This is a genomic window from Niallia sp. Man26 (genome assembly GCF_022049065.2).
In the GTDB taxonomy this organism is placed as follows: Bacteria; Bacillota; Bacilli; order Bacillales; family Cytobacillaceae; genus Niallia.
Genome location: NZ_CP095743.1, coordinates 552,792 through 568,714 on the forward strand (window position 1 = coordinate 552,792; position 15,923 = coordinate 568,714).

Below are 15,923 nucleotides of genomic sequence, written 5' to 3' on the forward strand. Positions count from 1 at the left end.
AAATTTTTATTAGGTTAACGGTATGAAAGTAGTTGTCATAAAATCGTCGAATTTTTAAGTCTTTTCTACCTAATGAAGCAGATATAATGGAACTATAAAAGATGCATTTCCACTACTTCTTTATAAGGTTTTGTATTTAGGGGGGAATATTCAATATAGTTTTGAAAACTTATAGTTTAAGTGTAACAACTATATATGTGATTTATTTCACAATCATATCGATTTTCTAGTCCTTATCTTGGAGGGGAAGACAATGAAAAAGAAATTAGTCATGATTGGAAACGGCATGGCAGGAGTCCGAACTGTTGAAGAAATACTAAAGAGAAATACTGATAGCTTTGATATTACCATTATTGGAGATGAACCTTATCCAAACTATAATCGCATTATGCTTTCAAATGTTTTGCAAGGAAAGACGACGGTCGATGATATTTACATTAATGACTGGAGCTGGTATGAGGAAAATCACATTCACTTAATAACGGGAGAAAAGGTTATTAAGATTGATAGAAATAAAAAAGAACTAGTCACAGATAAAAACCAACTCATTAACTATGATGAGCTAATTATTGCTACAGGATCGAGTGCCTTTATCCTGCCGATTCCCGGAAGTGAATTAGAAGGAGTTATCGGATTTAGGACGATTAAAGATACAGAAAAAATGCTGGAAACAGCTCAAAACTATAAAAAGGCTGTTGTTATTGGCGGTGGCTTATTGGGATTAGAAGCGGCAAGAGGGTTAATTGACCGTGGCATGGATGTCCATGTTGTTCATTTATTGCCGACCTTAATGGAGCAGCAGCTGGATGCAGCAGCAGCGAATCTCTTAAGAAAAGATTTGGAAGCACAAGGTATGAAGTTTTTGATGGAAAAACAAACAGCTGAAATTTATGGAGAGAACCGTGTGCAAGGCTTAGCGTTCACAGATGGATCATCTGTTGAATGTGATCTTGTTGTGATGGCTGTCGGGATTCGTCCGAATATTGCAATTGCTAAAGAAGCTGACTTAGAAGTGAACCGCGGAATTATTGTTAATGATTATATGGCAACATCTGATCCTTCTATCTATGCAGTCGGAGAATGTGCGGAACATAACGGGATAGCATATGGATTAGTTGCACCTCTTTATGAGCAAGGTACTGTCTTAGCTGATTATATAACAGGGAGACAGAGTGAGGGCTATCAAGGAAGTGTGCTTTCTACTCAGCTGAAAGTAGCCGGCTGTGACTTATTTTCAGGTGGAAAGATCCATGAAGATGAAAATACGCAAGCAATTATTGTTCATGACCAATTTGCAGGATTATACAAAAAAATCTTAGTAACAGAGAATAAAATCGTGGGGATTGTTCTTTACGGAGACGCTTCTGACGGCAATCGCCTGTTTAATATGCTGAAAAAACAGGCAGACATCAGTGAATACACAAGCTCGTCTGTTTTGAGTAAAGCGGGTCAGGAAAGAGAAGAAGATTTAGTTGCAAGCATGAGTGCGGAAGATACAGTGTGCGGCTGTAACGGGGTAACAAAAGGAACAATCATCCAATCCATTCTAGAGCAAGGACTAAGCACATTTGAAGAAGTGAAAGGCTGTACAAAAGCAGGCGGATCTTGCGGCAAATGTAAACCAATGGTAGAGAGTATTTTAGCACATACCCTTGGAGACGGTTTTGATGCATCTTTGCAGAAGACAGGAATGTGCAGCTGTACAGCATTAACTCGTGACGAAGTAGTCGCACAAATAAAAGAGAAGCAGCTGAAATCACCGAAGGAAGTGCGAATGGTTCTTGAGTTTGCAAGTGAAGAAGGATGTTCTAAATGTCGTCCGGCTTTGAATTACTATATGCGCATGCTGTTCCCGGAAGAATACGAGGATGATAAAGCATCAAGATTCGTGAATGAAAAGATGGAAGGAAATATTCAAAAAGATGGTACATTTTCTGTTGTCCCTCGGATGTATGGCGGAACAACGACGGCAGACGAATTAATTAAACTGGGCGAAGCAGCGAAAAAGTATAATGTTCCGTTAGTGAAAATTACAGGTGCAAGCCGCATCGGACTGTACGGAGTGAAAAAAGAGGATGTACCACATGTATGGGAGGACTTAGGAATGCGTTCTGGCTATGCTTATTCTAAATCACTTCGAAACGTCAAATCCTGTGTCGGTTCAACATTCTGTCGTTTTGGGACTAAGGACTCTTTAGGGCTTGGCATTAAACTTGAACAAGCGATAGAGATGGTGGATACGCCGCATAAAATGAAGATGGGAGTTACTGGCTGTCCGCGTAACTGTGCTGAAGTGCTGACAAAAGACTTTGGGGTTGTTTGTGTAGAAAATGGCTATCAGCTGTATTTCGGCGGAAATGGAGGCACCGAAGTTCGAGAGTGTGACAGCTTAACTACTGTTAAAACAGAAGAAGAGGTTATAACATTTGCAAAAGCATATGTACAATATTACCGGGAAAATGCGAATTACGGAGAAAGAACAGCTCCATGGGTAGAGCGCACAGGCGCTGATAAGGTGAAAGAAACACTATTAAATGAAGAGAATGTTAAACAGTTTGTAAGCCGTTTTGAAAAGGCGCGATTAACATATAAAGAGGCTTGGTCTTCCATATTGAGTGATGAAACGAAACGAGAAATGTATGAAGTAATTAAAGGATAATCGTTAAGGATAAAAATGGAGGGGGAAGTAAAAATGACAGCAACAAAAGAATGGACGAAAATTATGAAAAAAGCGGATCTGCCAGTTCAAATCGGCAAAGAAGTGCATCTGAAAGGAAAATCAATTGCTTTATTTCATCTTTCTAATGGTGAAGTAAGAGCGATAGAGAACCGCTGCCCACATCAAAACGGCCCTTTGGCAGAGGGGATTGTGTCTGGAGAGTATGTTTTCTGCCCGCTGCATGATTGGAAGATTTCTTTAGTTACAGGGCTCGTGCAAAAACCAGACGAGGGCTGTGTAGAAGTATATGAAACATTAATAAAAGACGACGAAATTTATGTAATGGTGTAAAAAATGAAAACAAACAAGGGGTATGTAGCATTTGTGGGAGCAGGACCTGGAGATATTGGCTTGATTACTGCAAAGGGGATGGAGTGCTTACGGAAAGCGGATGTTGTTTTGTACGACCGTCTCGCCAATCCGCGGCTTTTACGCTTCACAAAGAATGACTGTGTTTTCATATACTGCGGAAAGCTGCCAAATCATCATATTATGCGGCAAGAAAAGATTAATGAAACATTAGTAAGGGAGTCATTAAAGGGAAAATATGTAGTCCGGTTAAAAGGCGGTGATCCTTCTGTTTTTGGCAGAGTCGGCGAAGAAGCAGAAGCAATTGCCAAATACAATATACCGTTTGAGATAGTGCCTGGAATAACAGCAAGCATTGCCGCGAGCATCTATGCAGGCATTCCAGTAACGCACCGCGATTACAGCAATAGTTTTACGATTAGAACAGGGCATAGATGCAAGAAAAATGAAGGTTTAACATCCTTACCTAAGCAGGAAGCGGCAGGAGAAACACTAGCGTACTATATGGGGGTACAAGGCTTGCCGGACATCTGCGAGCAGTTACTATTAGAAGGCTATGCTAGTAATACAAAGGCAGCTGTTATTGAATGGGGGACTTTAGGAAAACAGAGGGTGGTAGAAGGCACATTAAAGACAATTGTTGAAAAGGTAACGGAAGCAAATGTGAAAAACCCTGCTTTAACGATAGTTGGTGATGTGGTCAAGCTGCGGTCAAGCATTGCTTGGTTTGAGAAAAAACCTTTTTATCAACGAAAGCTGCTGATTGCAGGTGACCAAGAAGAAAGCATGCTTGAAAGGCATTTTACAATCAACGGAGCAGAAGCTTATGCATTTCCTGCTTTACTAACAATCCCTCATTCCTTTTCAAATGAAGAATTGCAAATAGTGATGGAAGCTGAAAGATTAATTTTTGCTTCTCCGGAAGGAATAGATATCTTATTCTCCCAGCTGTTTAAGGCTGGGTATGATATAAGGAATCTTCCGCGGCGGATTGAACATCTGTCTGAAAAAGTCCGTGAAGAGCTACAAAAAAGAGGAGTGCACAGTAATAAGGCATCCTTTGATAGAAGCAAAGCGGTTTTAATTGGTGACATGCAGGCATTAACTGAAAATACATTTTCGAATAATTTGCTCGTAATACCAAGTCATCATGTGGATATCGATACTAGATTTGATGAGATAAATGAACGATTATTGACAGAAGATGCTTGGGAAACTGTTGTTTTTTCGAATAAACGCTCAATCGATCTCTTTCAGCAAGAATGGAATTATTATACTAAAAGAGATCCTAAGGAATTGTCTTTTGCTGCAATAGGTCAATCAGTAAAAAAATATGCATTACAAATGGGATTCAGGCGTGTAGATGAGAAGGTCCAGCAAGAATTAGATAAAAAAGAATGGATGCGTGATCACGAATGGACGCAATTGTATACATTGGACATGGCAGCATTAAGCCTATAGGAAACAAACAGTTTACAACGTTTGTTGAAGAAGTAAAAAAAGAAGTGAATATACAGGTTCAAGAAGTTGCCTTTTTAGAGCTTGTTTCACCATCAATTTCTGAAACAATGAAAAAGGTAATTACAGGCGGAGCAAAAGATATCTTAGTAGTTCCTGTTTTGCTGTTTGCGGCAACTCATTTTAAGAGAGATATTCCAGAAGAGCTAGCTGAAATGAAAGTGATATTTCCAGAGGTAAACTTCTATGTTTCTAGACCATTTGATGTTCATCCCAAAATGATAGACTTAGTCATAAAACGAATTCAAGAAAAACGAATCGACAATGAAGGAAGTATTCTAATTGTCGGCAGAGGCAGCAGTGATCCTGAACCAATTCTGAAGCTGTTGGAAATGAGCCATCATATTTACCGCAGATTAGATGCACCTGTCTATACTGCCTTTTTAACTGCTGGTAAGCCGGACTTTGTTAATGAGTTGAATAAACTTCAGCAAGAGTACAGCAAAATTTATATTGTCCCATATCTATTATTTACAGGTATGCTGTTAAAAAGAATGGAAAGTGCTGTTGCGAACAGCCGCCAAGAGGTCATTCTTTGTGATCCGCTGCAATACGACTCACGCCTGAAGCAGGTGCTGTTAGAAAGGATGCAAGAGCAAATAATGGCTGAACGGGGAAATGAAGCAAGATGAGGAGTGTTTAACATGAAAGATGTAATTACAGCTTTTAGTAACACTGCATTAATGAAGACAAATGCACTTAATGCAAACAAAAGTAAGTATATAGTAGGCTCAATGCTTGCTGGTTTTTTCGTTGGATTAGGGATAATTCTTATTTTTACAATTGGCGGTATGCTGGCTCCAGCTGAGTTTGCTGGTACAAAAATTATCATGGGAGTCTCCTTTGGTATTGCTTTGAGCTTAGTGATTATGGCAGGCGCAGATCTTTTTACTGGCAATAATATGGTGATGACAATTGGGATGCTGGAAAATAAAGTGACCTGGAAAGACACGGGCAAAGTATGGGGATTCAGCTATATCGGCAACTTTATCGGCTCTATCCTTGTGGCATTATTATTCAGTTATTCTGGTTTAGCTATTGGCGGTGTAGCTGATTTTGTAACAAGTGGAGCAGCAGCAAAGATGAATGCTCCTTTTATGGAATTGCTTATCCGCGGCATTCTTTGTAATATATTAGTTTGTTTAGCTGTATGGTGCTCCGTCAAGCTCAAGGATGAAACGGCTAAATTAATTATGATATTTTGGTGTCTCTTTGCATTTATCACTTCTGGCTTTGAACATAGCATTGCAAATATGACGTTGCTATCTATTGCGTTAATCATCCCGCATCCTGAGACAGTCTCTTTTGGGGGGATGTTTGCTAATTTGCTGCCAGTAACACTTGGCAATATTATCGGAGGCGCTGTTTTTGTAGGTGCTGCGTATTGGTATAATATTTCAGAAAAGACACAAGCGGTTGTTAAGTCTTTTAAGAAGGAAGCATAATATAATATTATGTGAATTTATTCACAAAAAAACAGGAAGAGGGCAAGTTATCCAATTATAACTTGCCCCTCTTCCTATTTTTTAGCGCCTGCATCTATAAGAATATCTTTTATCTCCGTAAAACCTAGCTCCTTTGCATGTTGAAGGGGAGTAACCCCATTCGAGTCAGGGATGTTAACATCTGCTCCATGCTTTATTAATAATTGAATTGTTTCCTGTTGATTTTCCCCGCCATCACTAAGCACAATTGCTTCTAGCATAGCTGTCCAGCCAAGATTATTAACATGGTTAACATCTATATCCGTGTTGTCGAGAAGCTCTTTAATAACATCCACATAGCCGTGCTCAGATGCAGGAATTAATGCTGTTCCGCCAAATCTATTTACCAGCTTTGGATCTGCTCCAGCATTTATAGTCAGCTTAACAATTTCTAAATATCCTTCTGCCCCAGCATACAAGAAAGGGTTATTTTTCATATTATCTTGAATATTAACATCAGCACCATTTTCAATCAGAAGCTTTACTGTTTCTGGATCATTGTTGTAAGTAGCAACCATTGCTGCAGTCCGGCCCTCTTGATCGACACTGTTAATATCGATTCCCTTTTCTATGAAACTCGTAATTTCAGATATATTGCCAGTCTCCACTGCTTGAAAAAACTGCTCTTTTTCTTGATTACTCATCGGTTCTTCTGAGTCAGCCTCCTTATGTTTCATCATTGTTTCTTCTGAGTTGTTCTCTTTGTCCTGGTTAGCCGTTTTCTGTTGTTCTGGAGCTGGTTGACAACCAACCAAAATGATTGTGGCTAAAAATAAGATTAATAGAGTTCGCAAAAAGAATTTTCCCTCCTTTATCCTTTGTCGGTATTAGCGGGAAAGAGACCCTGATAGCAATGTTCCTTTATAAAAGACTGCTTCTCTAGTTGCCCGTCTTGCCACTGCTTCAGCACTGCATGATGCTTTAACAAGATTCATATCAGCATCATCTCCAACAATTGGCCAAACTTGTTTGCCTTGCTTATTTAACGGTGTTTTTCCCCCAGTCGCAAACCGCAGTGACTGTGATAAAGACCATTCATCCACATAGCCGTAAAGCTCTGCGAGACGGCCAACCTTTTCTAAATTATCGCCGTTGCCAAACGGGGACCAATGGTCAGTAAGGCTGTCTGTGCCTAGTAATACTGGAACACCTTTCTTTGTTAATAATGGAATAGGCATGATTAATTTACCAATAGGGACTGTTGTAGTCACTGCGATTCCAAGATGAGCAAAGCGCTCGGCCAGTTCAGCAGCTTTTATATCAGGAACACCGGCAAATCCAAAGGCGTGGCTGACGGTTACTTTGTTGTGCAAACCTGCTTGCTCCGTTAAATCAGCCAATCGATTCATTGTAAACAACCCTAAATGGTCTCTGTCATGGATATGGATATCCACCTCTGAATTAGTATCAACGGCCATCTCTATAATCGTATTCAACGATTTTTCTATATTCCCGTCGACTGAATGCGGATCCACTCCGCCAACATGTGTAGCACCATTTGTTAGTGCTTCTTTGACAAGACTCGCTACACCAGAATGAAGCAAACCATGCTGAGGGAAAGCAACAATCTCATGTGAAATCTTTCCCGAGAAGGAAGCAAGAGCTTCTAGTGAAGCTTCTAAATTTTTCAGTCCGATGACAGGATCAATGTTAACATGGGTGCGGACATGGGTTGAACCGAACCCAATCAGTAAATCTAAGATTTTCATTGCTCTTTCTTTGGCAGTCGGCAGCAGTTGAGGCAGCAGTTCTTTTTCCTCTGCAAAGCGATCAAAGATGTTTTTTGCTGGTGTAACAGCTTTCCATGGACCGCCATAATAAGTTTTATCAATGTGAATATGCATTTCTTTAAATGTTGGCAGCATTAGAGATTTTCTTGCATCATACTTGATAACATCATCACTAATGAATGTTGACTCAGGAACAATCTCAGCAAATTTTCCGTTTTCAATGAGAATATGGAAAATGGATGTGTTTGTGCCAGTAACTATATCGTCTTTAAATTGATATCCTGTTTCTAAACGGACATTTTTCAGCCAATAAGAAGAATGTGTCATCTATGAATCATCCTTTCGTAAATCCACCTGCTACTAATTTTCCTTTATACAGAACTGCTGGGCGGTTTGATCTTCTGGCAATTGCTTCAGCAGAGCAGCTTGCTTCTGTAAAGACAATGCTTGCCTCATCGCCGATTTTCGGCCAAACCTGCTGTCCATTTTTGTTCAATGGTGTAATTCCGCCTGTTATAAAACCAAGAGTTTCTGCAAGCTTTTGTTCTGTTGATCTGCCGGAAAGCTGGGCTAATGTGCTGGCTCTCTCTAAAATATCTCCATTGCCAAAGGGCGACCATGAGTCAAAAATATTGTCACAAGCAACTGCAACTTGAACTCCTTTATCATGAAGAAAGCTGACGGGGGGGATGGTTCTGCCAATTGGTACACTAGTAATAATGGAAATGCCAAGTTCAGCAAGCATCCGTGCCATTTCATCAGCTTCCCCTTTACCCATGTCTCCTAATGCAAAAGCATGGCTGATGGCCACTCGTCCATGCCAGCCGGCCTCTTCTGTCAGTTTTGCCAGCCTTCTAATTGTCGCTAACCCAAGCTGACCAGGATCATGTAAATGCAAATCAATACCTACATTTTCTTCCACAGCAATATCCATCATCTGCTGTAAGGATTTTTCCATATTTCCATCAACATTGGCAGGGTCAACACCACCCACTAAGCCTGCTCCATTGCGGACAGCATCTCTTACTAAATCTGCGCAGTTATTCAATAGCAAGCCATGCTGTGGAAAAGCAACAATCTCGTAAGATAATTTCCCTTCATATTCTGCAAGTGCTTCCTGAACCTCAAAGAAGTTTTTTAGGCCTGCTTCTTGATAGATATCCACATGTGTGCGAATATGTGTAGAACCAGCTTGTAGCAGAACTTCAATAAGTGCTTGAGCCCTTTCTTTTGTTGTCGTTGGAAGGGTGGGCAACACGTTTTTTTCAAGTTCAAACCGTTCAAAAATGCTTGAAACAGGTGTAACTGCACGCCATTTATCTCCAAGTAATGTCTTGTCTAAATGAACATGCTTTTCAACAAAGGAGGGTAAAGCTAATAAATTATGAACATCTTTTTTTGGTAAATGATCGTCCAGCAACGTATCAGCAGAGATGATGTTGGCGATTTTGCCATTTTCGACAAACAGGTGGCAGTTTTCCGTTATTGTGCCAATAATCGCCCCATGTTCATAGCGATAACCTTTTTCTAAACATACATTTGTTAGCCAGTAGGATGAAGACATTGTGTCACCACTTTCTTTGTGATAATTAGTTAAGGAGAAATAAGTTATACATAGTTGTTTACAGTAATCATAACGAACTAAAAATGCATATTCAAGCAAAAAAACTTAAATAAAATGCGATATTTTGCAAATTGACTTAAAAAAACTTATAATAAAAGAACGAGGTGAAATAATGTTACAAGATGAAAGACTCGAAGCAATTGTCCAATATTTACATGTAAATGAGAGAGTTGATATAGAAACAATCTGTGAAATGAATCATGTATCTAAAGATACAGCACGAAGAGATTTAATACTGCTAGAAGAAGCAAAAAAAGTAATTAGAATCAGAGGCGGAGCAAAAAGAGCACAATTATCCAACGAGGTTTATAATTTCGATGAGCGTGCAGAAATGGCACTAAAAGCAAAAAATGAGATTGGCAAACTAGCAGCCACATTGATTCGTGATGGAGACCATCTTATTTTGGACGCATCAACAACAGTACTCGCTTTAACAAAATACTTAACAAGCCAGAACCATAATATTGTAACGAACTCAATGGATGTGGCCAATGAATTATTAGTAAGAGAAAACATCCGCATTAACCTGTTAGGCGGAACTCTGTCAAAGAATCACCGTGCTATATACGGATCACGGGCAATGAAAGATATTCAAGACTATAAAGTGAACAAATGCTTTATCGGAACTTGCGGTATATCTGAAACTGGTCTGTCTACATCTATTGAAGAGGAAGGTCTTCTTAACCGTGAAATGGTAAAGTGTGCTGATACAGTTATTGTCCTTGTAGACTCTACGAAGTTTAATAAAACCTTTTTTCAAAAAGTATGCGGCTTAGAAGACATCGACATAGTCATTACGGAAAAAGAAATACCGAAAAATATGCTTGAACTGCTAGAAAAGCATAATATCCAAGTAATCGCTGCTCCTGACGAGCTCGGAAGGTAAAAAAAACGAAAACTTTTTAAATTCCAGTTGTTTTCCATTTTAGTACATTATACGATGTGTTCAGACATCGATGTACTTTAATTGGAAAGGGATATGAAATGAAACTTAGAATCGAAAACATGCCGTCTTGCCTAGTAGCCTATATGAGACAAATTGGTCCGTATGGACGTAGAAACGAACAATTAATGAAGAAGTTCAAAGGCTGGCTGAAGGCTAATAACTTACTGAATCAGAAATCTAGCATTCTCGGTATTGCCCAAGACAATCCACTGTTAACTGCACCACAAGATTGCCGATACGACACATGCTTAATTGTCCCACAAGGGTTTGTAACAGATAGGGAGGAAGTCAAAACTGGGCATATGAGTGGAGGGAAGTACGCAGTCTTTAAAATTGCCCACACTGCAGAAGCTGTTCAAAAGGCTTGGGTTGAATTTCCTTTAGTATTAGATGAACAAGGGTTAAAGCATGATGAAACGAGGCCTGTGTTGGAGAGGTACAGCCTTGAGCTTGTTGAGGAGCATTATTGTGAGTTGTGTGTTCCGATTCGGTGAGGGTGGCAGAAGCATATAATCTTCCCGTAATTATTGTTTATCTCTGGAGTCTATTAAAGGGATAACGGGATTACCCCAATAAATCATTTATTGGGGTTTTAAAATTGCCCTTTCAACTAATAATAGAGGATGAAAAACTTTTCAAGACTCTGCATTTTGAATAGGAAAAATTATAAGAAATACGGAATTAATAATAGCAGTCTCATTTTTAATATACCTAGGAGGAAACCATGGGAAGATTAGTACATTTCGAGATTCATGTAAGTGATATGGAGCGGGCAAAGAAGTTTTATGGAGAGGTCTTCGGCTGGACGTTTCAGGATTGGACGGGATATGCAGGAATGCCTTACTTTGGAGCAGTAACAGGGACAGAGGAAGAGCCGGGAATAAATGGAGCACTAGTGCAGCGGCAAGGTTCAGCTCCTGAAGGAAATCAAGCTTTAAACGGCTTTGCCTGTACGATGGGAGTAGGAGATTACAATCATACTGAAGCAATCATTCTCGAAAATGGCGGCGCGGTTGCTTTGCCGAAATACGCCCTGCCTGGAATGGCTTGGCAAGGCTATTATAAGGATACAGAGGGGAATATTTTTGGGATTCATCAGCCAGATGAAAATGCAAAATAAAATAATAAAAATTGCTGCTCCAATAAGGCGGATAGAGGTAACTTTATTTGCTTTATGGGTTTTTTTATTGGTGTGAATTTTTGGAGCTTCATTAATGGGGGTTGCTGCTTTTCAAAAATGGGACATAGCAGCTCGGGATTCGATGGTGAATTTAGGTAGTGGATATTACTAAGTGGCAGGACAAGTAATTTTTAACATTTAGTCAGAATAGCTAAGCTTAAAAAATATGTAATAAAAAAAGGCAACGAACTAGCCGTTGCCTTCATCTGTTGCCTATCTGCTCCCAACCTCATCTGTCACCTTTAACACCACATTATCACGCGATGCAGCACCGAGTCGGTCGAAGCTGCCGTATTTCTCTCTCACCAATAATAGGACAGCTCCTCCAAGAATGCTCGGAATCGCAAAAGCCATAAAGGCGCTTTTCGGTTCGAGATTTGTTGCCAGCAGCAGGCCGATAACGGTCGGGGCAAGAATGGAGCCAATCCGGCCGAATCCTACTGTTATGCCGACTCCTGTAGAGCGGATTTCCTTCGGATAAAACTCAGAAATATACGGGTTTGCCAGGTTTTGGGTTCCGCCTGTGCAAGCTCCTCCTAGTGCGATTAATACGTACAGCAGGATTACATTTGATGTCAGGCTTAATGCAACGAAGCAGACTGCGCCGATCAGCAGCATGGATACTAACACGTTGCGATGGCCGATTTTGTCAACGAGATAGCCGCCAAGCAATGAGCCGATAATTTGGCCGACACTTAACACAAGTGTGAAGGAAAGGGCGGATGTTAAGCCATAGCCGGATTCCTGCATGATTTTTGGCAGCCATGTGTTTAGGCCTGATACCATTAAGAGACTGCAGACTACGAAAATCCAGAAAGCGAATGTGCTGATTGCACGGCCGTTTGAGAACAGCTTTTTGATTGGTGCGCCGCTTTCGGCTTCTTTTCCTGTTGTACTTACATAGTTATCTGTTGCTTGATAATTGCCGTTTGGGTCTACTTGATTCAAGATGTTTGCTACTTTGTCATTTTGCTTGCGCAATAAGTAGTACGATACTGATTCAGGGAATTTCTTCATGAAAATTGGCAATGTGAATAATGGCAGAATGCCAAGCCAATATAATATTCTCCAGCCGAAGTCCTCCAGCAAGTACATGCCCAGCAGCGATGCTAAGATTCCTCCGACAGAATAACCGCAGTACATTGTTGCAACAATTAATGCTCTATTTTTCTTAGGGGAATAGTCGGTCATCATAGCAATAACATTTGGCATCAGTCCGCCCATTCCGATTGATGCGATGAATCTCATGATTGTAAAGATAGTAACCGAAGGTGCCAATCCAGAACCAAGTGTAAATACACTGAACAGGAACATACAGATTGCCAGCACCTTTTTCCGGCCGATAATATCAGCTACAGGACCGAGAATGAAGGAACCGAGCATCATTCCGACAAGGGTATAGCTCCCGACAGCTCCTGCTTCGACAGGTGTCAGGTTAAAATCCTCCATCATTAATGGCAGGCCAACACCGTACATGGCTATATCAAAACCATCAAATGCAATTGCGTATACACACCATAAATAAACTAATAAATGAAAGCGATTGAACTTGCTTGCCGCAATTACATCAGACGGGTTGATGCTGCGTGTTTTAAGCGTAGTTGATTTTGTTGTCATTCTTTGTTCTCCTTGTTATGTAAGATTGTGCTTGTATAATAGCATGTTAAAGCAAGTATAGAGTAACTGTTAATTTAGATAAGTGGATATAGCGAAAAGCTATAGCGAAGCAATGAATTTTACATAGTCTGGATATGGTAAGGCTTTCAATTCACCCCTAACAAAACGGGTATTTTTGCTAGGTACTCCTTTCTGGTTATAAACCTGTTTTTCTAGTACTATATTATTAAGTAGATAGCTAAATGAAAAGATTTGAGGTACTTTACCGTATGAATAAGGAGTTTACAATTAATGCCGAGGTTTGTTTCTCTAAAGAGGAGCAAAAGGCGTCTCTATATTTTCAGGAGCTTTATGGGCAGGTTGCAAAAAAGGCTTTTATTCCTATCCTCACTAATGATATTCAACAATGGAAGCATAATCATATTCACCATCCTTCTCTTTTCTCCTTTTTTTCAAGAAGCAAGGGCAAACAATCACCGTCAGGATATCTGCCCTATATTCAGTGGCTTAAGCACACAGGCAAGCTTGATAATTATCTCGATCGGAGCATTTCCTACCTCTATATGAGGGACTTGGGCAAATCTTTAGAATCACAGGCAACGCTTAGAGGCATAAGTCGCTCTGTTGAAAGTTTAAAAAAGCATCTCACTGGCAGTAATGATAAAAAAATCGGGGTATTCAGCATGGCTGGCTTATACCGGTTTGCGGAAAAGGAAGGAATAGAACCGACAATGATTTGGCTTATGGCTAAGCTTGAGTCCGTCTCCATTCATATTCCAGAGGGAATGGATGCAGCAAATGCACAGCGCAAGCTCATCAAAATTATTGCTGGTGTTATCATGCATGTTCTTGACGATTTGCCTGAAGATACTGCTCAGGCTGTCCGCTCCCAAAGACTTGGAGAAGCAATTAGGCTTGGTTACTCTTATGGCTTAACTTATCCGTTTATTGATGACCTTTTCGATGCGAAGATATTGTCGCCAGATGAGGAAAGACGATATGCAGGTTTAATCCGTACGGCACTGACAACAGGCAGTGTGCCTGAATTAGGTGACTGGTCTGGTGCCAATGCAGAATTGATTGCATATGTTCATACTGAACTGCGGGAAGCATTTGAATATATTAAGACCAATCAGCGTGAAGAAACGATTCAGCCATTTTTAGAGCAGGCATATGTGTTTTTCCATTCACAGGAGATTGATCGTGACAAGGACCTTTCCAACAGCGAATATACAAATGAAGAGTTGTTTATTCCAGTCATCTTAAAATCTGCGTCTTCACGGCTGATTGTCAGGTCTGTGATTAGTGCGGAGCTTGAAGAAGGCTTTGAAAAGCGGTCGTTTTTCTATGGTATATACAATCAGCTTGCAGATGATTTTGCTGATATGTTTGATGACTGGCAGGAAGGAGCTGTGACTCCGTATACGTATTATATGAAGCATCATACTGTACGCCCTGACTTAGTCAATCCGTATGAATTGTATTGGACAGTGATATCCCATTTGATTCACAACGTCTATCATTCAGATAAAAAGACATGTGAGGTCATATTAGACAGGGCCATTAATGGCTTGAAACGGTTTAAGAAAAAGTGGGGCAATGATAAATATAATGAAACAATGGAGCTTTTTGCCTCTCGTATGCCAGAGTTTAATCGTCTCATTCAAAAGATGGTCAAGAAGGCTGATGATGTTGATTTCTTTGATAAGCTTTTAAGAGATCATATGGTTGAAAATCTCCAAAGGGATAAGAGGGAGCGGGAGGAGTTTTTTGAAAAGGTTAAAGAGGTCCGAGGTCAAATTAACAGCGCACTTGCGATTACAAAATCAGCTGACGGTCCGCATCATGAGCCTCTTACTGATGGGGCGAACTACAGTCTTATTGGCGATGGTAAACGGTTAAGACCAATTATGACATGGTTTATGGGCACACAAGGCTATGGCTTGGACGATAAAGCACTGATGCCGCTATTGCGTTCCTTGGAATATATGCATACAGCATCATTGATTTTTGATGATCTGCCGTCACAGGATAATGCCAATATTCGCAGAGGGAAGGAAACATTGCATCAAGTTGCTAATACGGCGGTTGCTGAATTGACGGGCCTTTTTCTGACACAAAAGGCAGTTGAGGAGCAGACCTCAATCGACTCCTTCGATTCGCGGGCAGTACTGCAGCTGATTAAATATTCATCTCAACGAACGGCGGATATGTGTAAAGGTCAGGCGATGGATCTTGACTCGAAAGGTAGACAGCTGACTCTTGCGGAATTGAACAAAAAGAGTTTTTACAAAACAGGCATGGCATTTGAGGTTTGTTTATTGATGCCGGCTATACTTGCACAAGCAAGTGAAGCGGAAATGGACATTTGGAAAAAATTCTCCTACCATGCAGGCATCGCTTTTCAAATTAAGGATGATCTCCTTGATGTGGAAGGTAATACTAGTTTGCTTGGCAAACAGGCTGGCATTGATGCAGACAACAACCAGACAACGTTTGTATCTATACTCGGGATTGAAGGAGCGAAAAAAGCAATGTGGGAGCATTATTGCCTTGCTGTGGAGTCATTAGAACAGGCCCCCCGAAATCCGGCTTTCCTAAAGCACTTATTAGACTACTTTGTAAATAGAGATCGTTAAAGGCTGCAAAGCACTCTTCCAAGAGTGCTTTTTTTTGAACCTATTTTTAAAAAATTAGTCGAAAAACTATAGGAATACGCTTACAAAACAGTAGAGGTGAACATATGATGTATTAATAATAAAAGGAAGGGGGAATAAATGATGTTTCCTGAAGCTC

The 15,923-nt window shown here is 40.3% G+C and carries 13 protein-coding genes; 9 read left to right on the forward strand and 4 right to left on the reverse strand.

Translation table 11 applies throughout. The annotated features are described in order from the left end of the window. Positions 1–253: 253 nt before the first annotated feature. Genes nirB through L8T27_RS02840 form a run of 5 tightly spaced genes read left to right on the forward strand, consistent with a single transcriptional unit; the run spans position 254 to position 5,991 of the window. Positions 254–2,659, forward strand: a complete 2,406-nt coding sequence (nirB, locus tag L8T27_RS02820; protein ID WP_237940697.1) for a nitrite reductase large subunit NirB — start codon at positions 254–256, stop codon at positions 2,657–2,659. Positions 2,660–2,692: 33 nt separating this feature from the next. After that, on the forward strand, positions 2,693–3,010 hold the full coding sequence (nirD, locus tag L8T27_RS02825) for a nitrite reductase small subunit NirD (protein WP_233316336.1): 318 nt from the start codon (positions 2,693–2,695) through the stop codon (positions 3,008–3,010). A gap of 3 nt (positions 3,011–3,013) precedes the next feature. Next, positions 3,014–4,489, forward strand: a complete 1,476-nt coding sequence (gene cobA / locus L8T27_RS02830; protein WP_237940699.1) for a uroporphyrinogen-III C-methyltransferase — start codon at positions 3,014–3,016, stop codon at positions 4,487–4,489. Beyond that, the gene (locus L8T27_RS02835; RefSeq protein ID WP_237940701.1) at positions 4,444–5,178 is read left to right on the forward strand and encodes a sirohydrochlorin chelatase; all 735 of its coding nucleotides are present in this window, start codon (positions 4,444–4,446) and stop codon (positions 5,176–5,178) included. Before cobA ends, L8T27_RS02835 begins: the two co-directional genes overlap by 46 nt. Positions 5,179–5,190: 12 nt before the next feature. After that, positions 5,191–5,991: a formate/nitrite transporter family protein gene (locus L8T27_RS02840; protein WP_233316339.1), complete on the forward strand. Its 801-nt coding sequence runs from the start codon at positions 5,191–5,193 to the stop codon at positions 5,989–5,991. A 74-nt stretch (positions 5,992–6,065) separates the two neighbouring features. Here the strand turns inward: L8T27_RS02840 and L8T27_RS02845 are convergent, their stop codons facing one another. The 3 genes from L8T27_RS02845 to L8T27_RS02855 are packed head-to-tail and all read right to left on the reverse strand — an operon-like array spanning position 6,066 to position 9,324. After that, on the reverse strand, positions 6,066–6,824 hold the full coding sequence (locus L8T27_RS02845) for an ankyrin repeat domain-containing protein (protein ID WP_481858856.1): 759 nt from the start codon (positions 6,822–6,824) through the stop codon (positions 6,066–6,068). Between the two features lie 33 nt (positions 6,825–6,857). Then, positions 6,858–8,087, reverse strand: a complete 1,230-nt coding sequence (locus L8T27_RS02850; protein WP_237940702.1) for an amidohydrolase family protein — start codon at positions 8,085–8,087, stop codon at positions 6,858–6,860. Positions 8,088–8,094: 7 nt separating this feature from the next. After that, on the reverse strand, positions 8,095–9,324 hold the full coding sequence (locus L8T27_RS02855; RefSeq protein WP_237940704.1) for an amidohydrolase: 1,230 nt from the start codon (positions 9,322–9,324) through the stop codon (positions 8,095–8,097). A gap of 172 nt (positions 9,325–9,496) precedes the next feature. Here L8T27_RS02855 and L8T27_RS02860 point away from each other — a divergent pair, with 172 nt between their 5' ends. The 3 genes from L8T27_RS02860 to L8T27_RS02870 all read left to right on the forward strand — a co-directional run bounded on the left by L8T27_RS02860 (position 9,497) and on the right by L8T27_RS02870 (position 11,450). Beyond that, positions 9,497–10,270, forward strand: coding sequence for a DeoR/GlpR family DNA-binding transcription regulator (locus L8T27_RS02860; RefSeq protein ID WP_233316342.1), 774 nt, complete (start codon positions 9,497–9,499; stop codon positions 10,268–10,270). A 98-nt stretch (positions 10,271–10,368) separates the two neighbouring features. Continuing rightward, positions 10,369–10,824, forward strand: coding sequence for an AraC family transcriptional regulator (locus L8T27_RS02865; RefSeq protein ID WP_237940705.1), 456 nt, complete (start codon positions 10,369–10,371; stop codon positions 10,822–10,824). A gap of 230 nt (positions 10,825–11,054) precedes the next feature. Continuing rightward, positions 11,055–11,450 (forward strand): VOC family protein, encoded by a 396-nt coding sequence (locus L8T27_RS02870; protein WP_237940706.1) that lies wholly within the window; start codon positions 11,055–11,057, stop codon positions 11,448–11,450. Positions 11,451–11,723: 273 nt separating this feature from the next. Here L8T27_RS02870 and L8T27_RS02875 read toward each other — a convergent pair whose 3' ends face one another. Then, positions 11,724–13,127 (reverse strand): MFS transporter, encoded by a 1,404-nt coding sequence (locus L8T27_RS02875; RefSeq protein WP_237940707.1) that lies wholly within the window; start codon positions 13,125–13,127, stop codon positions 11,724–11,726. Positions 13,128–13,396: 269 nt separating this feature from the next. On the opposite strand from L8T27_RS02875, the gene L8T27_RS02880 reads away from it, so the two are divergent. Further along, the gene (locus tag L8T27_RS02880) at positions 13,397–15,766 is read left to right on the forward strand and encodes a polyprenyl synthetase family protein (RefSeq protein WP_237942229.1); all 2,370 of its coding nucleotides are present in this window, start codon (positions 13,397–13,399) and stop codon (positions 15,764–15,766) included. Positions 15,767–15,923: the final 157 nt, after the last annotated feature.

Coding starts and splice junctions, on each gene's coding strand:
- nirB (WP_237940697.1), top strand. CDS start 254: ATGAAAAAGAAATTAGTCATGATTGGAAACGGCATGGCAGGAGTCCGA.
- nirD (WP_233316336.1), top strand. CDS start 2,693: ATGACAGCAACAAAAGAATGGACGAAAATTATGAAAAAAGCGGATCTG.
- cobA (WP_237940699.1), top strand. CDS start 3,014: ATGAAAACAAACAAGGGGTATGTAGCATTTGTGGGAGCAGGACCTGGA.
- L8T27_RS02835 (WP_237940701.1), top strand. CDS start 4,444: ATGGACGCAATTGTATACATTGGACATGGCAGCATTAAGCCTATAGGA.
- L8T27_RS02840 (WP_233316339.1), top strand. CDS start 5,191: ATGAAAGATGTAATTACAGCTTTTAGTAACACTGCATTAATGAAGACA.
- L8T27_RS02850 (WP_237940702.1), bottom strand. CDS start 8,087: ATGACACATTCTTCTTATTGGCTGAAAAATGTCCGTTTAGAAACAGGA.
- L8T27_RS02855 (WP_237940704.1), bottom strand. CDS start 9,324: ATGTCTTCATCCTACTGGCTAACAAATGTATGTTTAGAAAAAGGTTAT.
- L8T27_RS02860 (WP_233316342.1), top strand. CDS start 9,497: ATGTTACAAGATGAAAGACTCGAAGCAATTGTCCAATATTTACATGTA.
- L8T27_RS02865 (WP_237940705.1), top strand. CDS start 10,369: ATGAAACTTAGAATCGAAAACATGCCGTCTTGCCTAGTAGCCTATATG.
- L8T27_RS02870 (WP_237940706.1), top strand. CDS start 11,055: ATGGGAAGATTAGTACATTTCGAGATTCATGTAAGTGATATGGAGCGG.
- L8T27_RS02875 (WP_237940707.1), bottom strand. CDS start 13,127: ATGACAACAAAATCAACTACGCTTAAAACACGCAGCATCAACCCGTCT.
- L8T27_RS02880 (WP_237942229.1), top strand. CDS start 13,397: ATGAATAAGGAGTTTACAATTAATGCCGAGGTTTGTTTCTCTAAAGAG.